The following is a 24,332-nucleotide window of genomic DNA, read 5'->3' on the forward strand; positions in this document are numbered from 1 at the left end:
TTAATGGCTCAACCAAGTCAACATCAATTTTGATTCGGGGAATAGAGAATCAAAATGGAAACTTGACGTATTCTCGCAATCCAAGAGCCGCTAGCAGTTATCAAGTTTCTTGTAAGAATATTGATAATACCGGAGCGACTTTATTAGCAAGATGTCGTTTAGTTAATGGCTCAACCAAGTCAACATCAATTTTGATTCGGGGAATAGAGAATCAAAATGGAAACTTGACGTATTCTCGCTAGCCATTAAGGTCTGATTAATCCACGACAGACAGCAGAGAAGGAGAATTCCATGATGAACTATGACTACATTATTATCGGTGCTGGTTCGGCAGGCTGCGTAGTTGCCAACCGTTTGACAGAAGACAGTAAAACAACAGTGTTATTACTCGAAGCGGGCAACCCGGATACGAAACCAGAGATCCAAAGCCCGTCAGCAGCCTTGAGCTTACTAGGTTCCGAGGTGGATTGGGGCTACTTTTCCGAACCAGAACCGTACTTAAATAATCGCAAAATCTATTGTCCCCGCGGCAAAGTTTTGGGTGGCAGCAGTGCGATTAATCTGATGATTTATATTCGAGGCAATCATCGGGATTACGATCGCTGGCAAGAATTAGGTAATCCCGGTTGGAGTTACCAGGATGTTTTGCCCTATTTCAAGAAATCTGAGCACTCCTCACGAGGCGCATCCGAGTTTCACGGGACTGATGGAGAATTAAGCGTAACCGACTCGATCGCGCCTACTGCCATTTCTCAACGATATATAGATGCAGCAATGGCATTGGGCTACAACTACAACCCTGATTTCAACGGGGTGCAGCAGGCAGGAGTAGGACGCTATCAATGCACCATTAAAGATGGCAAACGCCACAGTACAGCGGCTGCCTTCCTGGTGCCCATTCTCCAGCGTCCCAATTTGACAGTAACAACTGGGGCGTTGGTCACTCGATTGTTATTTGAGGGCACTCGCACCGTTGGAGTGGAATATCTGCACGAGGGTACGCTGCACCAGATCGGGGTCGATCGGGAAGCGATCTTAAGTGCGGGTGCGTTCGATTCGCCCAAGCTGCTGATGCTGTCTGGCATTGGGGATGCAAAACATTTGCAAGCAATGGGGATTTCGGTCGTGGTCGATCTGCCGGGTGTCGGTCAAAACCTGCAAGACCACCTTTCTCTTTCTGTGGTGCATCAGGCAACCCAGGATCTACACTTTGCTGGCACGAGTAGCATCGGAGAAGCTGGATTATTCTTGCATAGCGAGAGCGATTCGGAGGTTGTACCGGATTTACAGTTTTTTTTCGCTCCCATCCAGTTGTTATCACCGGGCTATACTCCCGCTGATTTTGGGTTCTCAGGGGTCATCTCTGTGACGGATCTGCAAAGCGTCGGCAGTGTTAGTTTGCGATCGTCCGATCCCAAAGATGCACCAATAATTCGGATGAACTTTCTGCAATGTGAAGCCGATGTGCAAAAGTCAGTGGCTGCGATTAAATTAACGCGCCAATTGTTCCACAACAGTGCCTTTGATGAGTTTCGCGGTGCAGAAATTGCTCCAGGTGCCGACGTGACTACTGATGAAGCACTCGTTGCTTACATCCGAAACACTGCCAGCACGGTGTACCATCCGGTGGGAACTTGTAAAATGGGCACTGACCCAATGGCAGTAGTAGACCCTGAATTACGGGTACATGGAATCAAGGGGTTGCGTGTTGTCGATGCTTCGATCATGCCAACCATCACTACGGGGAATACGAATGGGCCGACGATCGCGATCGGCGAAAAAGCAGCCGATTTGATTAAAGTCGCAGGTGGCGTTTTACAGCAAAGATATTTAGTGTTGGCGTAGCCTAAGAATCAGAGGAGAATCGCACACTGAAAAAAGCGATCTCGCTCAGTTTAGAGAACGCTTCTACAATCCTTGATTGAAATATGCCTAACACAACAGGAAACATGAGCGCGGAAGCCCAACATGAGATGCCAACAGTGCTTCAACGAATGTCTGATGCCATCAACGCACACGACGTTGACGCGTTCGTGAGCTGCTTCGCTAACGATTTCAAAGGCGAACAACCGCTGCATCCTGAGAGTGCCTTCACCGGACTAGCCCAAGTCCGGGAGAACTGGACTGCCCTCTTTGCCCAAGTTCCAGATTTACGTGCAACTTTGGTCGCTTCGACGATCCACTGTGAACTCGCCTGGGCTGAATGGCACTGGCAAGGTACGCGCACGTCCGGATCGGCACTGAATATTCGTGGTGTAGTCGTTGCTGGCCTACGCAACGGAATCATCGCGTGGGCAAGGCTATACATGGAGCCGGTTCACGACCAGTCGTCAACTGGCTAGGTAGAAGTAGATAAGAAGAAAACGGAACGCTCAAAACTGCAAGAGGAAACTATGAAAACACTACTGAAGCGATTTGCATTACTGCTTGGTTTGATGACTGGTGTTTCAACTTATCTGGTCTTACCAGCCTCGGCTGACTCTACTGCTGACTTGGTACTCAGTTTGAAGTGCCAAGGTGGATACAATGTTAATGTTTGGAAAAGGCATAATTCGGGCGAACTTCTCTACCGTTCTACAAGTCCTCAAGGTAATTTGAGTTTGGGCAAGGGAACTAGAGAGGATACAGGATCGGCTCAAGTTTATAAGTTTAAGAATAGCAACTATAAATATCAAGTGCTTAGTGGTAAGGGAGATCATCAAGGGAAGGGGACTTTAGAGGTGTTCAAGAACGATCGCTCCATTATGAGTAAAACTTGTACACCAAATGGATGAATTGATATGCTTGTGAACAACGCGCAGCCGGCGCCGAGCCAAAAACTTTCCTCGGATATCGAAGAATATAAGCGCTTTGAAGATATCTGGCAATACTCTACCGCCAAGGCACAGCCGTGAAGGGGCTTTCCTGACCTCACCGCAACTCCATTCAAAAACCCGTCTTTAGAAATAGAAAGATTAACTTGCTGCTTAACTCAGGGAATTTGAGTGGTCTGAAATGAATGAACGTTGAAGAATGAAAGCAGTAAACAAATTTTTGTTGCTGCGAGCAAGGCTGAACAGATTTAGATAGAACTACTTAAAAAGTTTTTGCAACACAACTAATACATCCAAGGAGGATGATTCATGGAAACTATTTTGAAGAACATCGCCGTTCCAGCAGGCGTTGGTAGATCGATCGAGGTACTGCCAGGGGAAACGGTAACTTTCAAAGCGGTCAGCACGGATACAGACGGTGCCTACACCTTAATTGAAGTGATCGACGAGCCACAATCGGGACCGCCACTACATCTACATCGGCGCGAAGATGAGTCGTTTTATATTCTGGAGGGAACCTTTGCCTTTCAGATTGGCGATCACGCTATGACGGCAACCGCAGGCTGGTTTATGACTGCGCCCAAAGGCACGCCGCATTCCTACAAGAATATTGGCACCACACCTGCCAGGATGCTTACCCTCTTCGTCCCGGCAGGCATCGAAAACTTCTTCGAGGATCTGTCGAAGCTCACTGCTGCAGGCACCTTAGACATCGATAGCATTATCGCCGTCTCAGCGAAGCAGGGAATTGAGGTGGTATCTCCACCGCCCGAACATGGATGCTGATTTAGCAACCGTAATCAACCACTCATTCACCAATAGGAGCAATCTCATGACACAATCTCTCTGGTTTTTAGGTGCTCGCTTCAACATCATTGCCGATGCCACCACAACTGGAGGTCAGTACGATCTGATCGAATGCTACTTCCCATCTGGCATACAGACTCCTCCGCACCGACACACGCGCTATTCCGAACAGGTGTATGTGTTAGAAGGGGAGGTCACAGTCTGGGCAGGTGAAAACAAGGTTGTGCTAAATGCAGGCGAAAGCTTCCTGATTACTCTAGGCACGCCCCACGTAGTCGGCTCGCTCAGCGATCGGCCCGCTCGATTGTTAGTCGTTGCTGCGCCCAGCGGCTTTGCTCGGTTGATCGCCACAACGGGGACGCTAGATGAGGCAGAAACACCGGACATGGCGCTGATTGAGCGCATTGCTGCTGAAATTGGCGACGAACTTCTTGGTCCGCCCGGAACTTTACCCTCCGCAGGATGCTACGAGAACATAGCAATCCTCTCAGTCTAGAACAAAATTAAACCCCTGATTTTGTCCTGGGCTGGGGTGCCATCTGATTTTTTGTATCCTATGTGCCGCACTTCCAACTGGTTTCAGCGAGCACTGTTTAAACCAATCAATTCTCGTTCATTCATGACGAAATTAATCCACTACAGATAGTAGAGAAAGAGAATGGCATAACTCAATATGACTACATCGTGATTGGTGCAGGTTAGGCAGGCTGCGTGGTCGCCAACCGTTTGTCTGGTCCGGGATTCTTTGGTGTAGCGTCTTTGACTCATCCTCAAAACATTGGAAGTGTCAGTTTACGATCGCGCCAGCCCAAAGACACAGCGCTGATTCGACTGAACTATCTTCAAAGTGAAGTCGATATGCAAAAGCTAGTTACAGGGATTAAATTACTCCGCAAATTGTTTGAGACAAGTGGCTTCGATGAGTTTCGAGGGGAGGAACTTGCTCCCGGTATCGACGTGACTAGCGATGAAGCACTCGTTGCTTACGTCCGGGACGCTTGTGATAGCGTTTACCATCCGGTCGGCACCTGCAAAATGGGAACTGATCCAATGGCGGTTGTAGACCCCGAATTACGGGTACATGGGGTTGAGGGGTTGCGGGTCGTCGATGCCTCAATCATGCTAACTCTGACCACAGGAAATACTAACGCGCTGACAATTGCGATCGGTGAAAAAGCAGCCGATTTAATTAAAGTCGCAGGTTACTCACAGCAAAGACCTTTAGCGATCGCAAAGCACTAAACGGGGATGAAATGCTGGAAGCGAAGACCGAGTAATGAAACGGAAAAATAAGGAAAATGATGACACAAGTTCAATTAGCATCGCCAGCGACATACAAGCGCGCATCTACGCTCGACTCGACCTCTACGTTCAGAGCGCTACGCACACGCTACGTTATGAACTATCTGAATCAGCCAGAAAAGCTGGCGTTAGACGGTGAGACTTTTCAGAAGTGCCGAGATTACTATTAGGAGGCAGAGCAAAATGACCTTCATACGAGCTTGGCGATTTATAACACTGATGCTGGCTTCGTTTAGTCTCAGTTTGTCGCCCGAAGGCGTGTATTTTCACAGCAGGCGGGACACCCCACAATAATCATCATCAAATTGTACAACGCCGAATTTTAAGGTATCCCCAGCCAGAACCTACAAGATTTTAACTCACATTTTTAGTCACAAAATTTCAGTGCAGAATGCCCTGACAGCTTCGGCAAACTCTTGGTTATGCTCGATTAATGCCATGTGTCCTCCTCGCTTTATAGTAACTAGCTCTGCTTGAGGTAATTCTGCTTTCATCCGCAGGCTAGCTGGGGGGGTAGTGGCGATATCTGAATCACCGCAGATCACCAACACTGGAATGTCAATCGATCGCAAAGTTTTTGTTTCGTCAAATTTGAGCATTCCCAGCGTGCCGCGAGCGAGAACGCCGGGAGAACCCAAGGCTGATAATAAAGCTGAAAACTCTAATTGACCGCGCGTTTCAGTGCCTTTAAATCCCGATAATTCTACACTGATGTGCAGTGAACCATTGAGATAGCTCAGCCAAGTCATTCCCCACATAATCGGTTCAAGAGCTATGGTGAGATAGAGGATAGGTTGGAGCAGCGGCTTCTGCAAAGCGCGTAATAAACCGCTAAAAATAGCCGTTTTGACGGGATTAGTATAAGTGGTATCTACCAGAATTAAACCAGCTACTCGACTACCGAGAAGTTCTGGGAAAAGCCGACTGAATGTTAGAGAAATCATGCCACCCATGCTGTGTCCGAGTAGGATAACAGGTTTATTTCCTGCTAGGGCAATGACGGCTTCGAGATCGCGGGCAAATTTTTCTAGGGAATAGTCGCTGTTTTTTGGTCGAGTGGATTTTCCCAAACCTGGAAGATCCCAAACAATCACTCGGAAGCGATCGCTTAGTTGCCGTTTCGCGTAATACCAAACCATACTGTTGGGCCCCCAACCATGGGAGAGGATAATCGGCTGTCCGTCCTCTGGGCCGTAGAATTCTACTTGTAAAATAGTGCCATCAGGCCTCTCTACCCGCTGCACCGTACCCGTTCGGGTCGGCTTGGGTTCGTCAGCACCGGGGCGGCGGAACAGTGGCAAACTGATAAAGCGCCCGCCAACAGACCAAAGAAGCATCAACACTCCGCTGACTAAGTAGGAAATCCCTACAAGTTCGCCGATGTACCATTCGTAAATAATGTATATACCTCCGCCAAGTACCCCGATCGACAGCAATCCTACCAGCCATAGGAACAGGAAATTGAAGGGCATGAACGGCATAAGCTGAAACCTTGGGTAGAATTTGGGTTGCGAAATCAAACAGGATCATACTCAGGTTAGGCCACAGTAAGCAAGGGGTAAGTTAAGCTCTTAAATTGTGCGCTGGTGGAATTTAATTTATTGATTTGCCCAAGTAATGACAGGATGACTCAAAATGCCCGAGCCAAAAATATCGAGCTCATCGCCAAATGCCAGAGATTCTGTCACAGTGGAGTTAGTTGAGTTTTTATCTTACCTTCGCAGTCTAGATATTAATGTTTTTGTTGAGGGCGATCGCCTGCGCTGCAACGCTCCCGAAGGAATTCTTACACCCGAACTGCGCGCCGAAATTTCTCATAAAAAAGCCGAAATTATTTCATTTTTAAAAGCAGCTAATCGTACTTCTAGTTTCACTCCTGCACCGATTGTTCCTATGGGACGGGACGGAAATCTATCGCTTTCCTTTGCACAGCAGCGCTTGTGGTTTCTCGACCAATTAGTCCCGAACAATCCCTTCTATAATGTTCCCGCAGCATTGCGTTTGACAGGTTCGCTCAATTTGAGGGCGCTGCAACAAACCTTCAATGAAATTGTGCGCCGCCACGAAGCTTTACGCACGACTCTAGCAGTAGTTTCGGGGCAACCAGTTCAGAGAATAGCTGCTGCTTTCCACCTCCCGATTAATGTAGTGGACTTGCGAAATTTGCCACAGGAATCTCGACAAACTGAAGCAAACAGGCTCACGGCTGAGGAAGCTCAACGGTCTTTCAATTTGTCCAATGACTTGTTGCTGCGAGTCACATTATTGCAGTTAGATGATGCCGAATATTTACTAATGCTGAATATGCACCACATTGTCTCCGATGGTTGGTCTATCGGAGTGCTTATTCAGGAATTAGGCGCACTTTACACGGCATTTGCTAGCGAAAAATCTTCGCCTTTACCGGCTTTGTCGATCCAGTATGCTGATTTTGCAAAATGGCAGCGCGAATGGCTGCAAGGGGAAGTTTTAGAAAGGCAGCTTGCTTACTGGAGACAGCAGTTAAAGGGCATTTCTATGCTAAATTTGCCTGCGGATCGCCCCAGGCCACCAATTCAAAGTTACCGAGGCAAAAGGCAATTTTTGCAACTGCCAAAACAACTGAGCGAGGCTTTAGAAACGTTGAGCCAGCGCGAAGGAGTGACGCTGTTTATGACTATGCTGGCTGCTTTTAAAACGTTGCTTTACCATTACGCGCAGCAAGAAGATATTGTTGTAGGTTCGCCGATCGCCAATCGCAACCGCAGTGAAATTGAAGCATTAATCGGGTTTTTTGTCAACAGTTTGGTGTTGCGTACAGATTTGTCGGGAAATCCAACTTTTCGGGAACTTTTAAACCGAGTCAAAGAGGTAGCATTAGGAGCTTACGCTCACCAAGATTTGCCGTTTGAGAAGTTAGTAGAAGAACTGCACCCCGATCGCGCGTTGAACCAAAATCCCTTATTTCAGGTGGCGTTTGCGCTGCAAAACGCGCCGGGGAATCAGTTAGAATTGCCAGAATTAACACTCAGCCCGCAGCAGTTAGATGTGGGTACAGCGCGGTTTGATTTGGAGTTTCATTTGTGGGAGCGATCGCCCAACAGCTCGGGAAGCAACCAATCGCCCAGCAATAAGCTGTGGGTTGATAGCTCGGAGGGTATCAGCGGCATGGTTATTTACAGCGCCGATTTATTTGATGAAGCTACGATTGCGCGCCTGATCGGGCATTTTCAAACTCTGTTAGAAAGCATTGTGGCGAATCCCGAACAGCGCATAGCAAACTTGCAATATTTGAGCGCCCAAGAGCGCTATCATTTGTTAGTTGAATGCAACAATACTCAGGCGGATAATCCGCAAGATTTGTGCATCCATCAGCTATTTGAAATGCAAGCCGATCGGACACCGGATGCGGTGGCGCTGGTATTTGGAGATGAGCGAGTCACCTATCGAGAGCTAAATCTCCGCAGCAACCAACTAGCACGTTATCTGCAAAAAAGGGGGGTTGGGGCGGAAGTTTTAGTCGGGCTTTGCTGCGGGCGATCGCTCGATCTGATCGTGGGGATGTTAGGTATCCTGAAAGCGGGAGGAGCTTACTTAATTTTAGATCCGAGCTATCCTGCTGAGCGATCGAGCTTTATGCTAAAAGATGCTCAATTATCTGTTGTGTTAACTCAGCAGCAATGGGTAGAGAATTTGCGCTCGCCCAATTTACAGATAGTTTGTTTAGACACAGACTGGGAGATGATTTCCCAAGAAATTGCCGACAATCCCACCAGCGCAGCCACAGCCGAAAATCTGGTTTACGCGATTTACACCTCCGGATCCACGGGAAAGCCGAAAGGAGTTGAAATTGAGCACGGGAGCTTGTTAAATCTCGTTTTTTGGCATCAAAGAGAGTTTGAGGTGTCAGCGGGCGATCGAGCAACGCAAATTGCTGCGATCGGCTTTGATGCTTGCGGGTGGGAAATTTGGCCTTATCTCGCCGCGGGAGCTAGCATCTACTTTCCAGAAGATGACATGAGGCGAGATCCTGAAAAACTGCAAAACTGGTTAGTATCAAAAGCAATTACAATTAGCTTTTTGCCAACACCTTTAGCCGAGAAAGTTTTGCTATTAGATTGGCCTCAAATAACAGCGTTGCGAATCTTGCTCGCAGGCGGCGAAAAACTGCAACAACATCCTTTAAAATCCCATCCATTTAAGCTAGTAAATAATTACGGCCCAACCGAGAACACCGTCGTCACAACTTCCGGTTATATTCCTGTAACAGAGCAAACAGACATCGCCCCGACAATTGGCCGCCCCATTGCTAACACTCAAATCTACATATTAGACAAATATTTGCAGCCCGTACCAATGGGGGTTGTTGGCGAATTGTACATCGGCGGAAACGGACTCGCTCGCGGCTACCTCAACCGCCCAGATTTAACAGCAGAACGATTTATTTCCAATCCTTTTAAACCAAATTCAGGCACCATTTTCAATGACTTGTTTAGGAACAGGCAAGATGCCTGTTCCACAAGAGATAAATTTTATTGTGGAACAGGCATCTTGCCTGTTCTAGATAATGGTGCAACATCTGAGTTTAAACAAAATTCAGGAGAGCGAATTTACAAAACCGGCGACTTAGTACGCTACAGAGCCGATCGCAACCTGGAATTTTTGGGACGCATTGACGAACAAGTAAAAATTCGCGGTTTCCGCATCGAATTAGGAGAAATTGAGACAGTATTAACTCAACATCCGGCGGTGCACCAAACTGTAGCAATAGCTTCCGAAGATGGACAGGGAGATAAACGTTTAGTCGCTTATATTGCCCTGAATCCTGAATATAGCGTTGCCAGCGAAAAAAACCAAATAATGCAATTGCAAAATGAACAGGTTTTGCAGTGGCAAATGCTCTACAATGAAACTTACAATCAACCTGCTGTTGAGTCAGATCCAACCTTTAATATTGTCGGCTGGAATAGCAGTTATACCAATCAGCCAATCCCAGCAGAACAGGTGCGCGACTGGGCGAACAATCAAGCCGCCCAAATTTTAGCTTTGCAGCCCAGCCGAGTGTTAGAAATTGGCTGCGGCACAGGTTTGTTGCTGTTCCAAATTGCGCCTCGCTGCACTCAATATTGCGGCACCGACTTTTCACCTATTTCGCTCAACTATATTCAGCAGCACTTGGCAAATCAACAGTTAGCTAATGTAACGCTGCTTCAGAAAATGGCGACAGACTTTGAAGGAGTAGAGACAGCAGCTTTTGACGCAGTAATTATCAACTCTGTCGTGCAATATTTCCCGACTATCGACTATCTCGTGCAGGTGCTAGAAGGTGCGGTGAAAGCAACTGCTCCCGGCGGCTTTATATTCATCGGAGATGTCCGCAGCTTGCCGCTGCTGGCAGCTTTCCACACTTCGGTACAACTGTATCAAGCCGAACCTTCTCTCGCGGGCGAACAGTTGCAGCAGCGAGTACAAATGCAAATTTTTCAAGAAACAGAGTTAGTTATTGAACCAGATTTTTTTAGCGCATTAAAGCACCGCTTTCCGCAGATTGACGGCGTAGAGATTCAATTAATTCGCGGTAGTGCTCGCAATGAGTTAACTGATTTTCGGTACAATGCTATTTTGCATATTGCGTCTGAAACAGCACGCCCAAAATTATCGCCAAAAGAGGAGTGGGGCGCAGAAAAACGGCTGGATTGGTTGGATGAAAATCAGAATCTGACTGTTAGCAAGGTGCAACAAATATTATTGGAAAATCAACTCGATGTTTTAAGAATTGCTAATGTGCCTAATGCGCGGGTAACGGCAGCAGTTAAGGCAGCAGAGTTGCTGTCTGTTGTCGATAAATTTGCAACAGCAGGTCAGTTGCAAAAAGCTGTGGAAAAAGTCGATAATTTAGGAGTCGATCCCGAAGCTTGGTATGCTTTGGAAGTTCCGTATAATGTTAATATTAGTTGGTCTAATTCCGACAGTCAAGGGCGCTACGATGTAGTGTTTGTACGGGGCGAAACTAGAGATTTTGTGCGAGAAACCAGAAGCGCTCGCTTGCGTCCTTGGCGCTCTTATGCTAACAATCCCTTACAAGCTAAAGCAGCGCGTAAATTAGTGCCACAGTTGCAGGCTTATCTAGCAGAAAAACTGCCGGAATATATGATTCCGTCGGCTTTTGTGGTGCTGGAGTCGCTACCTGTGACGGCTAACGGAAAGGTCGATCGCCTCGCTTTGCCTGCACCGGAGCCGATTAAGTTAGAATGGGCTGGCGGTTATGTTGCGCCTCATACTTCTATTGAGGAAGTTTTAGTGAAAATTTGGGCTGAGGTTTTGGGGATAAAGCGAGTGGGTATCCGGGACAATTTCTTTGAATTGGGAGGCCATTCGCTGCTGGCGACTCAGCTTGTTTCGAGAGTGCGAGATGCTTTCGCAGTAGAGTTGCCTTTGCGCCGGGTTTTTGAAGCACCGACAATTGCAGAATTATCTAAGATTGTTGAGAGTTTGAAAGAGAGCGATGCTAATATTAAAGCTCCTGCTTTAGTGCCTCTTTCTCGCGAAAAACGTCGCGTGAAGCTGTCATCGCTGAACAGAGAAAATAAAGACAGATAATGTTTGAGACTAAAATCCGCAAATATATTAACTACTTGGGAGATACAGAATACATGGCTGAGGTTGTTGCATCGCCTGGGGCGGTTGATTCTATGATTAAGTTCCTCCAAAGTAACGATCGCGAAATTATTAACGATACTTGTTTTTTTATTAGAGATTTTGTCCTGAGTTGTTCTCAAAATCATACGTGCCGACAATCTTGGGAAAGCCAGCTAAAGTCAGCTATTATCCCAGAAATTGAAAATTTGCTTTTTGCGGATAACCATTTCATCCGCAAAGACGCAGTTTATACACTAGGAAAAATATGCAGCTACGACAGCATACCAGTAATGCTTAATGCCTTTTATCAACTCCGCGATCGAGACCCCATTTTACTGCCGAGACTTATAGGAGAGTTATTTTGGCTGGGCATCAATAATCCCTGGGATATAATTGACAGTATGGCAGTCAGCGATCGGTACACAACTCGGTGGGCTGTCGTGGATGTGTTGGGGAAATTTGGTTGCAACTCGCCAAATGATGAAGACTTTTTGAGGGCACACAAATTATGCGATCGACTTCGACGCGATGCACATCGTCTCGTCAGAGAAGAAGCAGAATATAATTATCAATATTTAGAATTGCAGCGTCGAAAGCATCAAGAAAATATGTCTAAGGCTGAGTACAGACAACAGAGGAAGGAATTAAAAAAAATTAGCACATTTTTGCCTTTTGGTAACATTATCAGTCAGTTGGGTCATTATATGTACGAGCACAATTTACATACATATACCATTGAAGAGTTAGAAACATTTATAAAAAAAATTAAAAATAGTTTGGAGATTATCTGAATTTGGGCAAAATTAATTATGAGTGAGTTTAGATCGCTAATGAGCCACAACATCGAAAACAACTGCCCCAAAACTGATGAGAACAAACTAAATTTCGAGCAAGAAACAGAAGTTTTCGTCTTCCCGGCATCCTTTGCCCAGCAGCGGCTTTGGTTCCTCAATCAATTAGCACCGGGCAATCCTTTCTATAATGTCTCAACAGCGCTCCGCTTAACAGGTTCCCTCAACTTAAGATCCTTAGAGCAAACCTTCAACGAAATTGTGCAGCGGCACGAAACTTTACGCACCACTTTTACGTTTTTGGAAGGGGAACTCGTACAAATTATTGCTCCGATTTTAACAGTACCCCTCCCTACAATCGACTTACAAAATCTCTCGCCAAATCAGCAGGAAACCGCAGCGCTGCAACTCGCAACCGATGCAGCGCAATGCCCTTTCGATTTAGCCGTCGGGCCGTTATTCAAAGTAACGCTGCTACAACTCAGTGAAACAGAACATATATTGTTGCTGAATTTACATCATATTGTGGCTGATGGTTGGTCGATTGGAGTGCTAATTCGAGAGCTGGGAACGCTCTACACAGCATTTGTAAAAAATGAGCGTGAAGCGAAGCTATCCCGAAGGGAATCGCACTTACCAGCACTGCCCGTGCAGTACGCCGACTTTGCAGAGTGGCAGCACCAATGGTTGCAGGGGGAAGTATTAGAAACCCAGTTAGCTTATTGGCGGCAGCAGTTAAACGGAATTACCACACTCAATCTACCAACAGACAGGCAAAGACCAGCCGTTCCATCCTACCGCGGCGCCAAACAATTTATAACACTATCACCTGCTTTGAGCGAGGCGCTAAAGTCATTGAGCCAGCAAGAAAGCGCGACTTTATTTATCACTCTACTAGCCGCTTTTCAAACTTTGCTGTACCGCTATACAGGACAAGTAGATATTGCAGTAGGAACGCCGATCGCCAATCGTAACCTGAGCGAAATAGAAGCATTAATCGGTTTTTTTGTCAACAGTTTAGTGCTGCGTGCAGATTTGTCTGGAAATCCAACTTTTCGGGAACTATTGCATCGCGTAAAAAACGTGGCAATGGTAGCCTACGCCCACCAAGATTTGCCCTTCGAGAAGTTGGTTGAGGAATTGCACCCCGATCGCGAGTTGAGCCGCAACCCCCTATTTCAAATTAGTTTCAGCCTGCAAAACACTCCTGTAGCAGCGCTAGAATTGCCGGGAATCGCTGGAGAGGCGATCGACTTTGACGCAGGAACCGCCAAGCTCGATTTAGAGTGCCACTTGTGGGAAAATGCAGGAAGTATTCAAGGGCAATTTGTTTACAGCACAGATTTATTTGATAGCGGCACAATTGCGCGCATGGCGGGACATTTCCAAACGCTGCTCGAAGCCATTGTTGCCAATCCCAAACAGCACCTCAGCGACTTGGCTTTGCTGACAGCGCCAGAATACCAGCAATTATTAATCGATTGGAATGACACTCAGAGAGATTATCCGAAAAACCAGTGTTTCCATCAGCTATTTGAAGAGCGAGTCGAGCGATCGCCCGATGCTGTAGCCGCCGTCTTTGAAAACCAGCAGTTAACCTACCGCCAACTCAACAGCCGAGCCAACCAACTTGCACGTTACTTGCAGCAATTGGGAGCAGCACCAGAAGTTTTAGTGGGCCTTTGTGTAGAACGTTCCTTAGATGCGATCGTCGGATTGCTAGGCATTATCAAAGCAGGCGCAGCCTACCTTCCTTTAGATCCAACTTATCCTCAAGAGCGCCTTAACTTCATGTTAGAAGATGCTCAGGTGTCGATTTTGGTAACTCAGCAGCACTTAGCAAAAAACTTGACGCAGCCGGAAAATTTCGGACTTTTTTCAGTAGTGTGTTTGGACTCCGACAGAGAAATTATCGCCCAACAAAGCTCTAAAAATCCAACTACAAATATCCTACCAGAAAACCTAGCCTACGTCATTTACACATCTGGTTCAACCGGAAAACCCAAAGGCGTTTTAATCGAACATCGGGGACTCTACAACTTAGCCATAGCTCAAATAGAAGCTTTTAACTTAAACTCAAATCACCGCATTTTGCAATTCGCATCCCTGAGTTTTGATGCCTCAATCTTTGAGATTGTCATGGCCTTGGGAACCGGAGCAACACTTTACTGTGCCAAGAAAGAATCTTTGTTGCCAGGACAAACATTAATCCAATTTTTGCAGGACAATGCTATTACCCACGCTACCCTCCCGCCCTCGCTGCTAGCTGTCCTTCCAAACACCGAACTTCCCGCACTGCAAACAATCATCTGTGCTGGCGAATCTTGTTCTCCGGATATTGTTAAACGCTGGGCTTCCAGGCGCAGATTTTTTAACGCTTACGGCCCTACAGAAGCGACAGTATGGTCAAGTTTGGCCGAAATTGGCGATTCCCTGCGGGATAGCTTCGCTTCACGCAAAAAACCGCCAATCGGCCGCCCAATAGCTAACACTCAACTCTATATTTTAGATAAAAATTTACAGCCTGTACCCGTTGGAATTCCGGGTGAATTGTACATCGGCGGCAGCGGATTGGCGCGAGGCTACCTGAACCGCCCCGAATTAACCGCCCAGCGATTTATTGCTAATCCGTTTAGCCAGAAAGCAGGAGAACGAATTTATAAAACTGGTGACTTAGCGCGCTATTTTCCCGACGGCAATATTGAGTTTTTAGGCCGCACAGACGAACAGGTAAAAATTCGCGGTTATCGAATAGAATTGGGAGAAATTGAAGCGCTGCTGGTTCAGCATCCAGCAGTCAAAGAAACAGCGGCGGTTGCTGTGGATGATTTGTCTGGTAACAAACGCCTAGTTGCTTATGTCGTCCCCAATCACAATCAGACGCTTAATCCCGGGGAAATACGCAATTTCCTCAAACAACAACTGCCCAATTACATGATTCCCAGTGCTTTTGTGGCGATGGATTTTCTGCCCCTAACTCCGAATGGCAAAATCGACCGCCTGCGCCTACCTGTACCCGGAACTCTAACTAGCAATTCAATAGATAAAAGCTGCATTGCACCTCGCACGCCAACCGAGTCAACCCTCGCGCAAATTTGGGCCACAATCCTCAACGCAGAGTGCGTTGGCATTCGCGATAACTTCTTCGATTTGGGTGGAGATTCCCTGCTGGCAATCCGCCTCATCAATGAGATTAACCAGCAATTTCAGCGCGAATTGCCGCTGTCTGCTCTTTTTTTAAATCCGACAATTGAAGGTTTAGCCGATTCGCTGTATTCAGGAACAAATACTCTGGAATGGTCGCCTTTAGTTGCAATTAAGCCTCGCGGTAAAAATCCCCCGTTCTTCTGCGTCCATCCCATCTTTGGCGTGGTATTTCCTTATTGCGAGTTAGCGTTTCAGCTAGGAGAAAATCAACCGTTTTACGGGCTGCAACCAAAGGGTATTGACGGCGAAAGTTCTCCGTTAACTAGCATTGAAGACATGGCGGCTGACTACATCGCAGCCTTGCGTACCGTTCAACCAAAAGGGCCTTATTTTTTAGGAGGCTGGTCTTTTGGAGGTTTGGTTGCTTTTGAGATGGCTCAACAGTTGCTCGCAGCGGGGGATGAAGTGGCTTTACTTGCTGTGCTGGATACTTTAGCGCCGGTTTCTGCTAACAAACCTTCTTTTTGGGACGGTTGCAAGTTTATTCTGACTACTGTTTCGCGCTCTATCTGGCCTTTTGTAGTAGATTATTTTCGCTTGGTGGCTGCTGCGGAAAATGTTCAAAGTGGCGGTATTGTGGCCAAATTTCCGAAATTAAATAAGATGCTTAATTTGGCAGCTAATTTTTTGCATCGCTGGAACTGGAAACAGGCTGTTATGGTTAGTATCCTATCTCAGGAGTCAAAAAAACACAACTGGCGCGAGCTGGCAATTCCCTCGATGTTTACTGTATTTCAGGCTAACAGTCAAGCAACTCTCAGCTATGTACCGAAAATTTATCCGCAGCGAATTACTCTGTTTAGATCGAGGGAACAGCTAAGCATGAGTCATCAAGATCCGACTCTTGGCTGGAGCGAATTAACGACCCAAAAAGTAGAGGTGATTAGGGTTCCTGGGAATCATCTTACTATGTTGAGAAAGCCAGGGGTCGAGGTGCTGGCTCAACAGCTAAAGCATTGCTTGGAGCGGGAATTAAGTGATTGATTTACCCGGGTTATTGTGCGTGGAATAAAATAATCTTTATCACGTTTGTAGTGAGGACTAAAGTCCTCAGAGTTTTATGAGACTAAAGGGACACGGCAATGCCGTGTCCCTACGGTACAGGAATACGCTTTATCACGTTTGTAGTTAGGATGTAAAAAAATTGCGATCGCCCGAAGAACACTTTTTGCAACTAGAAATTATCATGCAGCGCCACGCCGCAGCACTCGAAGGTGAAGTCAGAGCTTTGCAAGCTGCTAACGAAACCGCCCAGTGGCCCGCTGACTGGAAGCGTGGCTATAATTCAATACGGTTCAGTTAAGGCTATGCACTGCTTAAAATAATAAATACAGAAGGATTCATTATTATTCCAGTACCTCTGTGTTTAACTTGTTCCCTTGCGAAATTTTGAGACAGGCTTTTTCACAACTCTTGGGTTATTTCTCTGAACCCTTTCAGGTAGAACTTGGTCAATAATTTCCCAAGTCAACTAACTCAAAAAAAGAGAAGTTCTTGTGATTGTAACCGCTGAAATTTTGGGAGATCGCGACTGACGATCGGCAATAACCCAATTTATTGTCGATCGCGGTTGAAAAAAAAGCTGATCGAGCGAGCGAGCGCCCGCCATGAATGAAATTTCAGGTGTTTGAGAGCTTTCTTTACCACCAGCCACGCGGACTGAGGCACAATACTTAATTTACCACTACTATTTGAGCCTTAACTGAACCGTATTGGTTTAAAACTCCGTCCTTCTAGGACGGCTTTTTCCACATCTGCTATTAAGATATGTAACAGGTGATTGACTTGGCAGTCAATTGATTTTAAGCTCAATTCTTATTTACTCAAAAACTCAGGACTATAGCTATGGCACTGTCCGAATTTCAAACAAAAAAGATTTCCTTGGCGTTCAAGAAATACGACTCATCTAATGATGGAGTTGTAGAAGCATCCGACTTTGACAAAATAGCTCAAAAGGTCGCTCAAAACCTGGGTGTTAATTCAGGTTCTCCAGAGCATGACAAACTCACGTCTGCTTATCGTGCCATATGGGATGGTTATTTCAAACCCGCTGATGGGGATGGTGACAATAAAGTAGTTCTGGAGGAATACCTTGAGGCAACCGAACGTTTTTTCGGGTCGCCTAACGCAGCCAACATGGGTACGGACTTAAATAAGGTGCTTTATGATGCCATTGATTTTGATGGCGGCGGAAGCATTGATGAAAAAGAGTTTTCTGCTTTCTTGACAGCAGTAGGGATTTCCGAAGCAGACGCTAAGACAGCTTTTTCCCATCTTGATACGGACAAGAATGGTTCCATCTCCCGAGATGAATTTGCCAAAAACTTGTATGACTATTACGCAAGTGACGATACAGAAGCACCCGCCAATTGGTTTTACGGTCCTGTTAGTTAACAAAAGTCCCAAAAATTGCTTGGGTGAATTGCTCTGATTTCCGGCTGGAGCCGTATCACTGGAGAGAAGCTCCACGCTAATAGGCAGCTTCGGCAGTCCAAACCTAGTCCCAACGCTTAGGGAACCCTGTAATTAGGCTAAGGATTTCCACAAGCTTGAGAACTGTCAGGCTGTTAGTAAACCTATGCAACGCACTACTGGACAGAGCAATTCCCTTGCCGGGGATACTTGTTAGTCATCAAGTGAAAACATCTCCAATCGGGGATGTTTTCATCAGTTATTTGAATTTAGCAATGTTGCAGGACAAAAACCACATCTGGCACAAACTTCTAGGCTATCTTACAGGCAAGGAACTCCAACCCGTTTTTTTACTTCTTAAGTATTTATGATAGCAGCAGGTATTCGCGCTCTCGCTGTAGTATTGCCGGACGAAGTACGCACCAACGACTATTGGTGTCAGAAATATCCCGATATTGCACAAGCACAGCAGAGATGGTTGAACAAGAAAGCAAATGCTAACGGGCATAAAGCCCAAGAGGTTAAACTATCCAGGAAAACCGACAAACTGCTTTTTGATGCTACGATGGCTCCCTACCTTGACGATCCCTTTCATGGAGCTATAGAGCGAAGGGTACTCAAAGCGGGTGAGACGACAACGAGCCTTGCGGTGAGAGCAGCTCGACAGGCAATTGAGGTAGCCAATATCCCTCCTACAGAAATCGACCTTCTGCTCTCCACTTCTATGTTCCCCGATCGCATCGGTGGAGGAGACGCAGGCTTCATCGCCAAAGAAATCACCAAAGAACTGGACTACCAGGGGGGTGCATTTACTATTGACGCATATTGTGGCGGAAGCGTAGCTGCACTCCTGAGTGCCTGTGCTTTCGTGCAATCGGGTCAGGCACGTAACGTGTTGGTCGTAGCCGCCTGCAACTTCTCGCGAGGGATAGAGGAGCTAGATGCTTCTTCTCGGATAACTGGTGATGGTGCGAGTGCGTTTATTGTTGGCCAGGAAAAAGCGGGCTACGGTCTCTTGGGCTGTAAAACCATCCATACTGGCGAGACATGCGGGGCATGGGCAATAACAACTCTCCCCGATCCCACGGGCAGCACCGTGGGGGGCAGCAAGATCAGCTTGCTGACAACAAACAACACACTGCAAGCCATCCGCGCAACGCATGGTTCGTACCTGCGCCGATGCACACAGGGAGCCCTGGAGGCTGCTAAAGTGAACATGGAGGACATCAAGTTCTTCGCCTTTCACACTGCCACCGCTTGGATCGCCGACTTCTCAGCCAAAGTCCTTGGCATCTCTCCCGAACGTACCATCGATATCTATCCCTGGTACGGAAACATTAGTTCTGCCATTACGCCAATAACCCTGCATCATGCAGCACGTCTCGGTAAGCTTCACCCAGGCGACCTCGTTCTCATCTATATGTTTGCTGGTCAATCACAAGCAGCCGCAGCAGTGATGCGCTGGGGAGATGTCAAACTCGGTTCTATGCCGCAAGGGGTACCGAACAATATAGCGGAGTTTGAGAGTCGGAGAATGAAGTCCGAACTGATCGAGAGCTTAATCTAAGGATTAGAAAGCTGACGGTACCAAATTGGTGTCACTCAACCCTGGCTTTCATTCAAAATAAGCTGCGAATGAAATTTTAAATGTTCCTCGATTCATCGTTTCGCAAAAAACAAAGAAGTAGAATTTGTGCCGATTATGAAAGATATACAAGATGTAGTGGTCATTGGTGGCGGTCCTGCCGGTTCGACAGTAGCTTCTTATTTAGCCAAGAAGGGGCATAGTGTAACCGTATTGGAAAAAGAAAAGTTTCCGCGTATTCATGTAGGCGAGTCCCTACTTCCCTTTTGCTACTCTCTTTTTCAAGAGCTTGGCGTTCTCGATCAAATGAAGAAGCGGTTCGTGCGTAAACCCACCGTTCGCTTTATCAGTAGTGACGGCAAGACCTCTACCAACTGGTGCTTTAATCACGTCATCAAAGATGAGAGCTACCTTTCATTTCAAGTGGAGCGGAGCGAATTTGATACCATTTTATTAGAAAATTCTCGCAAGTGTGGGGTAACAGTCAAGGAACAAACTAGGGTTCGCAAGGTCGATTTCGATAGCGATGGTGACACGTTTCAGGTGTATGCCAGCGGGGCGAATGGTGAAGAGGAAATGTACCGTGCCCGTTTTTTGATTGATGCCAGTGGGCGGTCTAGTTTTCTGGCAACCAAAAACGGGTGGCGAAAACCGCACAAAGAGTTTGAAAGAACCGCTTTGTGGACTCATTGGAAAAACGTTAAAAGCCTCAAAGGCGGACTAGAAGAAGGAGCCTCGCTGATTATGTATCTGGGCGGTGAAAAGCGGGGATGGAGTTGGATATTCCCCCTCGGTCTGAATCAAGTTACTACCGGGGTGGTGATGGACACCTCTTACCTGCGCCACCAGAAACAGGAAGTATTCGGCAACAGTCAAGACTGGGCAACAGCACTTTACTTACAAGAGTTGATGTCTTCGGAGTTTGCCAGGAATTTGCTTGATGATGCCAAGATTGCAATGCCTATACAAGTTGAGGGAGATTATTCCTACTATAGTGAAAAGAAATTTGGTGCAAGGTACGCTCTGGTGGGAGATGCTGGTCGCTTTATAGACCCTATCTTCTCTAGTGGGGTTTACCTTTCAATGAAGAGCGGGAGTCTGGTAGCTAATGCCCTTGATGAAATGCTGGCTTCAAATAATTTGGATGATAACGCACCTCTCGAACAGGTCTACAAAACAATTAATGGTGCTTACGATTTGGTCTACCGACTTATAAACCTCTTTTACAATCCTCATGCAATTTCCTTTGCTGAGGCTGGCTCATTGTTTCAGAGCAAACAGAAAGAACATGAAGATGGAATGGCGGCGGGGCACTACATGCTGGCAGGGGATTTCTTCGAGAACAATGAGAAATATCATAAATATCTAAACCTCTTGGCCGAGCCCCGTCAATTTGACTTTTACAGAGACTACGTCATCAACCGCGAAGAATTCCACAACCCGTGTAACACAGATGTATCTATGATTTTTCCGGCTGTGAGTTCAGGAGTTAATTGATAATGCGATTGCCTAATTAGTCTTCAGAGGATCGCAAGGGTGCATCCCAAATTTGCAAGTACATAGTTTAAGCAAGGTTATAAACCTCGTTCCACTATTACTTCAGGGAATACATTTGCAAAAGCGGGATGCACCCCATCGAGTTGGGATATTTTGCAGCTGATGAAATCAATTTCAGGACGATAAATAGTATAGTCGCTTCGATTCAGAAGCTGCTTGAAACGAAAATTTGAACGTCGCTCAACTCACAGATTCACTAAAAACTAATCGGGATGATTATGGAAACAGTAGGGACAGATATCAAAACAAAGATAAGGCAGTTCATCCTGAGCGAAATGCTGGTGGATGAGTCGGAAGAAAATTTGAAAGATGACACTCCGCTGCGTAAGGGAATACTAGACTCCCTAGGAACAGTCCAAATGGTCAACTTCATTGAGTCCGAGTGGGACATTGAGGTGGGAGCTATGGAGGCTGATGACAGCAACTTCGGTACGCTTAATGGGTTGGTTGCTTTCATTGAGAGAAAGCTCCAGAAGCAGCAAAAGCAGTGAGGGTTTTATGCCAGGCTCAAAACAAGGTGTTCACCTAGCTGATTACATCGAAGCTAGCGTTGATAGGTTTCCCAACCGGACTGCGATTGTTGGACCAGACGGACGGTGTCTAACTTATCTAGAATTGAACTCCCTAGCCGCAGTGGTCGCGAGTTTCTTATCCAGCAGAGGGATTGGGGCGGGCGATCGCGTCGGGATAATCCTGCCCAAGAGTATCGAGGCAGTAGCAATTATGTTCGGCATCTTCAAATGCCGAGCTGCCTATGTCCCCGCCGACTGGACATCTCCCGTGGAACGCAACTACACGATACTCGCTGACTGCAACGTTAAAGCCCTCTTCCTCGACGGTCGGCTAGTCAAGCCACTAAAAGCCGCAGCGGGTGGCAACTTATTACCTGACACGGTGGTTTCTGTTCCTTATAGCGGTGACGAGGCAAATAGGGAGGAGGAATGCACGAGATGGAAGGAAGTGCTGTTGCAAGACCCCTTGCCTAGCAAGGCAACAGAACGCACCAAGGATGACCTGGCTTACATCTTATACACCTCCGGCTCTACAGGAAAGCCCAAAGGCGTGATGCTCACCCACTCCAACGCCTGCGCCTTTGTAGATTGGTGTTCCGAAACATTCCAACCCGTGCCGGAGGATCGATTTTCCAGTCACGCACCCTTTCACTTTGACTTATCGGTCCTCGACTTGTACGTCTCGCTTAAGCATGGATCTTCATTGCACCTGATCGCTGAAGACGTAGGTCAAAATCCTAGACAGCTTGCACAGTTCATAGCCGAGAGAAGAATTACTGTATGGTATTCGGCTCCGTCAATATTGGCGATGATGGTTCAATTTGGCAAGCTGGAAAGCGTCGATGCTAGGTCTGTGCGTCTTGTCCTATTTGCAGGCGAAGTCTTTCCAGTCAAGCACCTGCGAGGCCTGACGAACTTGTGGACCGATCCAACCTACTACAACCTCTACGGACCGACTGAAACCAACGTCTGTACGGCAGCCAAAATTGAGACCCCAATCCCCCAAGAGCGGAGCAAACCCTACCCCATTGGACATCCCTGTTCCCACTGCGAGGCAATGGTACTCGACGAAAGTGGCAAGTTAGTCAATGATGGGGGTGAAGGTCTTCTGTATATTGCAGGGCCTTCTGTCTGTGCTGGCTATTGGAATCGTCCGGAAGAGGATGCAACTCGGTTCATCGAGAGATCTGAACGGCGTTGGTACAACACAGGTGATGTGGTACGTTTTGAGCCAGAGGCTGGCTATATTTACATCGGTCGGCGCGATCGGATGGTTAAGCGTCGGGGTTATCGTATCGAGCTAGGAGAGATTGAGAAGGCGCTGTATTGCCACGAGCAGTTGACAGAGGTAGCGGCGATCGCTCGTTCCGAACCAGACGGTGTGAAGATTCTAACCTATGTTGCCTCGGCAACTCAAGAGCGTCCTTCCGTAATCCAAATGAAATCATTTTGTGCCGACTTGTTGCCGTCCTACATGATTCCAGACAGGTTCATTTTCTGCGATCGCCTTCCCAGGACATCAACGGACAAGATCGATTATCAGGCTCTCGCTCAGTCATCGCAGGAAGGAAATTAAATGGACTTAGAGTTATCCCAACAGCAGCAGAAGCTGCAAGACGATGCCATCCGATTCGCCCACTCAGAACTCGATAGCGATTTGATTGTGCGTGACGCTGAAGGACATTTCAGCCGCGAAGCATGGCAGCGCTGTGCTGATTTTGGATTACTAAGAATGCCCATTCCCGAAGAGTACGGCGGCATGGGATTTCCTATAACCGATGTAATCGCTGTGATGGAGGCACTCGGTTACGGTTGTCGTGACCAAGGTTTACTTTTCTCATTAAATGCTCACCTGTGGACGACCTCAATACCAATTCTGCTCTACGGGACCGATTTGCAGAAGCAGAAGTATCTCAAATCTTTGTCTGATGGCACGCTGATTGGAGCAAATGCTGCGTCGGAACCTGATGCTGGTTCTGATATCTTTGCGATGAAAACTCGTGCGGAGCTCAATGGAGACCATTACGTGCTCAACGGCACGAAGATGTTCGTTACCAACGCTCCTGTAGCAGATATGTTTGTAGCTTATGCGACCCTCAAGCCGGAACTCGGTCTGATGGGAATTACGGCTTTCATTATCGATCGCAATACCCCAGGATTAAGCGTTAGCTCTAGTATCGAAAAGATGGGACTGCGAACGGCACTGATGGGAAAAGTGACGTTTAACGACTGTAAAATCCCATGCACAAATCGGGTCGGACGCGAAGGTCGAGGAGTGGAACTCTTTGAATGTTCTATGGAGTGGGAGCGTGGTTGCATCCTCGCCACCTGCCTGGGTCACATGAAGTGGCAGTTGGAAAGATGTATTGACCATGCCCGCAAGCGCAAGCAGTTTGGTCAATCGATTGGCAAGTTTCAGTCGGTAGCCAATCTGATTGTAGAAATGAAGATTCGCTTGGAGACCTGTCGTCCGCTGGTTTACCGGATCGGATACTTGAAGGAAAAAAACCTGCCCTCGCTAATGGAATCAGCTATAGCCAAGGTTCATGTTTCTGAGAGTTACGTGCAGTCATCTCTAGACGCAATCCGTGTGTTCGGGGGCTATGGTTACCTGACCGAACACGAGATTGAGCGCGATCTGCGCGATTCAGTTGGGAGCATCCTGTACTCCGGCACATCTGAAATACAACGAAATATTATTGCGAGATGTTTAAAGCTGTGAAGCGGT

The 24,332-nt window shown here is 47.0% G+C and carries 19 protein-coding genes; 18 read left to right on the forward strand and 1 reads right to left on the reverse strand.

The annotated features are described in order from the left end of the window. The 8 genes from QUA78_RS01840 to QUA78_RS01875 all read left to right on the forward strand — a co-directional run. Nucleotides 1-242 (forward strand): CVNH domain-containing protein (locus QUA78_RS01840; RefSeq protein WP_333398525.1); only part of this gene is annotated, 242 nt, incomplete at its 5' end. Between the two features lie 49 nt (nucleotides 243-291). After that, nucleotides 292-1,845, forward strand: coding sequence for a GMC family oxidoreductase N-terminal domain-containing protein (locus QUA78_RS01845; RefSeq protein ID WP_333305963.1), 1,554 nt, complete (start codon nucleotides 292-294; stop codon nucleotides 1,843-1,845). Between the two features lie 83 nt (nucleotides 1,846-1,928). After that, nucleotides 1,929-2,342: a nuclear transport factor 2 family protein gene (locus QUA78_RS01850; protein WP_333305961.1), complete on the forward strand. Its 414-nt coding sequence runs from the start codon at nucleotides 1,929-1,931 to the stop codon at nucleotides 2,340-2,342. Nucleotides 2,343-2,393: 51 nt separating this feature from the next. Next, nucleotides 2,394-2,774, forward strand: a complete 381-nt coding sequence (locus QUA78_RS01855) for a hypothetical protein (protein WP_333305959.1) — start codon at nucleotides 2,394-2,396, stop codon at nucleotides 2,772-2,774. A 348-nt stretch (nucleotides 2,775-3,122) separates the two neighbouring features. Beyond that, nucleotides 3,123-3,599, forward strand: a complete 477-nt coding sequence (locus tag QUA78_RS01860; RefSeq protein ID WP_333305957.1) for a cupin domain-containing protein — start codon at nucleotides 3,123-3,125, stop codon at nucleotides 3,597-3,599. Nucleotides 3,600-3,645: 46 nt separating this feature from the next. Beyond that, on the forward strand, nucleotides 3,646-4,116 hold the full coding sequence (locus QUA78_RS01865; RefSeq protein ID WP_333305955.1) for a cupin domain-containing protein: 471 nt from the start codon (nucleotides 3,646-3,648) through the stop codon (nucleotides 4,114-4,116). Nucleotides 4,117-4,379: 263 nt separating this feature from the next. Then, nucleotides 4,380-4,862 (forward strand): GMC oxidoreductase, encoded by a 483-nt coding sequence (locus QUA78_RS01870; RefSeq protein ID WP_333398526.1) that lies wholly within the window; start codon nucleotides 4,380-4,382, stop codon nucleotides 4,860-4,862. Nucleotides 4,863-4,896: 34 nt separating this feature from the next. Beyond that, nucleotides 4,897-5,061 carry a hypothetical protein gene (locus tag QUA78_RS01875; RefSeq protein ID WP_333305951.1) on the forward strand — a complete coding sequence of 55 codons (165 nt, stop codon included), beginning with the start codon at nucleotides 4,897-4,899 and terminating at the stop codon, nucleotides 5,059-5,061. A gap of 232 nt (nucleotides 5,062-5,293) precedes the next feature. On the opposite strand, the gene QUA78_RS01880 is transcribed toward QUA78_RS01875, so the two are convergent. Next, a complete protein-coding gene (locus QUA78_RS01880) occupies nucleotides 5,294-6,394 on the reverse strand; it encodes an alpha/beta hydrolase (RefSeq protein WP_333398527.1) in 1,101 nt (366 codons plus the stop codon). A gap of 163 nt (nucleotides 6,395-6,557) precedes the next feature. On the opposite strand from QUA78_RS01880, the gene QUA78_RS01885 reads away from it, so the two are divergent. From QUA78_RS01885 to QUA78_RS01930, 10 genes are all read left to right on the forward strand, one after another. Beyond that, nucleotides 6,558-11,501 carry an amino acid adenylation domain-containing protein gene (locus tag QUA78_RS01885; protein WP_333398529.1) on the forward strand — a complete coding sequence of 1,648 codons (4,944 nt, stop codon included), beginning with the start codon at nucleotides 6,558-6,560 and terminating at the stop codon, nucleotides 11,499-11,501. Further along, the gene (locus QUA78_RS01890) at nucleotides 11,501-12,331 is read left to right on the forward strand and encodes a HEAT repeat domain-containing protein (protein ID WP_333304112.1); all 831 of its coding nucleotides are present in this window, start codon (nucleotides 11,501-11,503) and stop codon (nucleotides 12,329-12,331) included. Before QUA78_RS01885 ends, QUA78_RS01890 begins: the two co-directional genes overlap by 1 nt. Nucleotides 12,332-12,349: 18 nt before the next feature. Beyond that, the gene (locus QUA78_RS01895; RefSeq protein ID WP_333398530.1) at nucleotides 12,350-16,522 is read left to right on the forward strand and encodes an amino acid adenylation domain-containing protein; all 4,173 of its coding nucleotides are present in this window, start codon (nucleotides 12,350-12,352) and stop codon (nucleotides 16,520-16,522) included. A gap of 160 nt (nucleotides 16,523-16,682) precedes the next feature. Further along, the gene (locus QUA78_RS01900; protein ID WP_333304110.1) at nucleotides 16,683-16,841 is read left to right on the forward strand and encodes a hypothetical protein; all 159 of its coding nucleotides are present in this window, start codon (nucleotides 16,683-16,685) and stop codon (nucleotides 16,839-16,841) included. Nucleotides 16,842-17,383: 542 nt separating this feature from the next. After that, nucleotides 17,384-17,932 (forward strand): EF-hand domain-containing protein, encoded by a 549-nt coding sequence (locus QUA78_RS01905; RefSeq protein ID WP_333304109.1) that lies wholly within the window; start codon nucleotides 17,384-17,386, stop codon nucleotides 17,930-17,932. A 385-nt stretch (nucleotides 17,933-18,317) separates the two neighbouring features. After that, nucleotides 18,318-19,517 carry a 3-oxoacyl-[acyl-carrier-protein] synthase III C-terminal domain-containing protein gene (locus QUA78_RS01910; protein WP_333304108.1) on the forward strand — a complete coding sequence of 400 codons (1,200 nt, stop codon included), beginning with the start codon at nucleotides 18,318-18,320 and terminating at the stop codon, nucleotides 19,515-19,517. A 135-nt stretch (nucleotides 19,518-19,652) separates the two neighbouring features. Beyond that, nucleotides 19,653-21,032: an NAD(P)/FAD-dependent oxidoreductase gene (locus QUA78_RS01915; RefSeq protein ID WP_333304107.1), complete on the forward strand. Its 1,380-nt coding sequence runs from the start codon at nucleotides 19,653-19,655 to the stop codon at nucleotides 21,030-21,032. Nucleotides 21,033-21,310: 278 nt separating this feature from the next. After that, nucleotides 21,311-21,583, forward strand: coding sequence for an acyl carrier protein (locus QUA78_RS01920; RefSeq protein WP_333398532.1), 273 nt, complete (start codon nucleotides 21,311-21,313; stop codon nucleotides 21,581-21,583). Nucleotides 21,584-21,590: 7 nt separating this feature from the next. Beyond that, nucleotides 21,591-23,180, forward strand: a complete 1,590-nt coding sequence (locus QUA78_RS01925; protein ID WP_333304105.1) for an amino acid adenylation domain-containing protein — start codon at nucleotides 21,591-21,593, stop codon at nucleotides 23,178-23,180. Then, complete coding sequence (locus QUA78_RS01930) at nucleotides 23,181-24,326, forward strand: acyl-CoA dehydrogenase family protein (RefSeq protein ID WP_333304104.1); 1,146 nt, start codon at nucleotides 23,181-23,183, stop codon at nucleotides 24,324-24,326. Nucleotides 24,327-24,332: the final 6 nt, after the last annotated feature.

Origin of the sequence: Microcoleus sp. K4-B3 (assembly GCF_036704615.1) — a bacterium.
Classification (GTDB): domain Bacteria; phylum Cyanobacteriota; class Cyanobacteriia; order Cyanobacteriales; family Microcoleaceae; genus Microcoleus.

What these genes read in the sequence shown, in the direction of transcription:
- QUA78_RS01845 (WP_333305963.1), top strand. Translation starts at nt 292, where the DNA reads ATGATGAACTATGACTACATTATTATCGGTGCTGGTTCGGCAGGCTGC.
- QUA78_RS01850 (WP_333305961.1), top strand. Translation starts at nt 1,929, where the DNA reads ATGCCTAACACAACAGGAAACATGAGCGCGGAAGCCCAACATGAGATG.
- QUA78_RS01855 (WP_333305959.1), top strand. Translation starts at nt 2,394, where the DNA reads ATGAAAACACTACTGAAGCGATTTGCATTACTGCTTGGTTTGATGACT.
- QUA78_RS01860 (WP_333305957.1), top strand. Translation starts at nt 3,123, where the DNA reads ATGGAAACTATTTTGAAGAACATCGCCGTTCCAGCAGGCGTTGGTAGA.
- QUA78_RS01865 (WP_333305955.1), top strand. Translation starts at nt 3,646, where the DNA reads ATGACACAATCTCTCTGGTTTTTAGGTGCTCGCTTCAACATCATTGCC.
- QUA78_RS01875 (WP_333305951.1), top strand. Translation starts at nt 4,897, where the DNA reads ATGAAACGGAAAAATAAGGAAAATGATGACACAAGTTCAATTAGCATC.
- QUA78_RS01880 (WP_333398527.1), bottom strand. Translation starts at nt 6,394, where the DNA reads ATGCCCTTCAATTTCCTGTTCCTATGGCTGGTAGGATTGCTGTCGATC.
- QUA78_RS01885 (WP_333398529.1), top strand. Translation starts at nt 6,558, where the DNA reads ATGCCCGAGCCAAAAATATCGAGCTCATCGCCAAATGCCAGAGATTCT.
- QUA78_RS01890 (WP_333304112.1), top strand. Translation starts at nt 11,501, where the DNA reads ATGTTTGAGACTAAAATCCGCAAATATATTAACTACTTGGGAGATACA.
- QUA78_RS01895 (WP_333398530.1), top strand. Translation starts at nt 12,350, where the DNA reads ATGAGTGAGTTTAGATCGCTAATGAGCCACAACATCGAAAACAACTGC.
- QUA78_RS01905 (WP_333304109.1), top strand. Translation starts at nt 17,384, where the DNA reads ATGGCACTGTCCGAATTTCAAACAAAAAAGATTTCCTTGGCGTTCAAG.
- QUA78_RS01910 (WP_333304108.1), top strand. Translation starts at nt 18,318, where the DNA reads ATGATAGCAGCAGGTATTCGCGCTCTCGCTGTAGTATTGCCGGACGAA.
- QUA78_RS01915 (WP_333304107.1), top strand. Translation starts at nt 19,653, where the DNA reads ATGAAAGATATACAAGATGTAGTGGTCATTGGTGGCGGTCCTGCCGGT.
- QUA78_RS01920 (WP_333398532.1), top strand. Translation starts at nt 21,311, where the DNA reads ATGGAAACAGTAGGGACAGATATCAAAACAAAGATAAGGCAGTTCATC.
- QUA78_RS01925 (WP_333304105.1), top strand. Translation starts at nt 21,591, where the DNA reads ATGCCAGGCTCAAAACAAGGTGTTCACCTAGCTGATTACATCGAAGCT.
- QUA78_RS01930 (WP_333304104.1), top strand. Translation starts at nt 23,181, where the DNA reads ATGGACTTAGAGTTATCCCAACAGCAGCAGAAGCTGCAAGACGATGCC.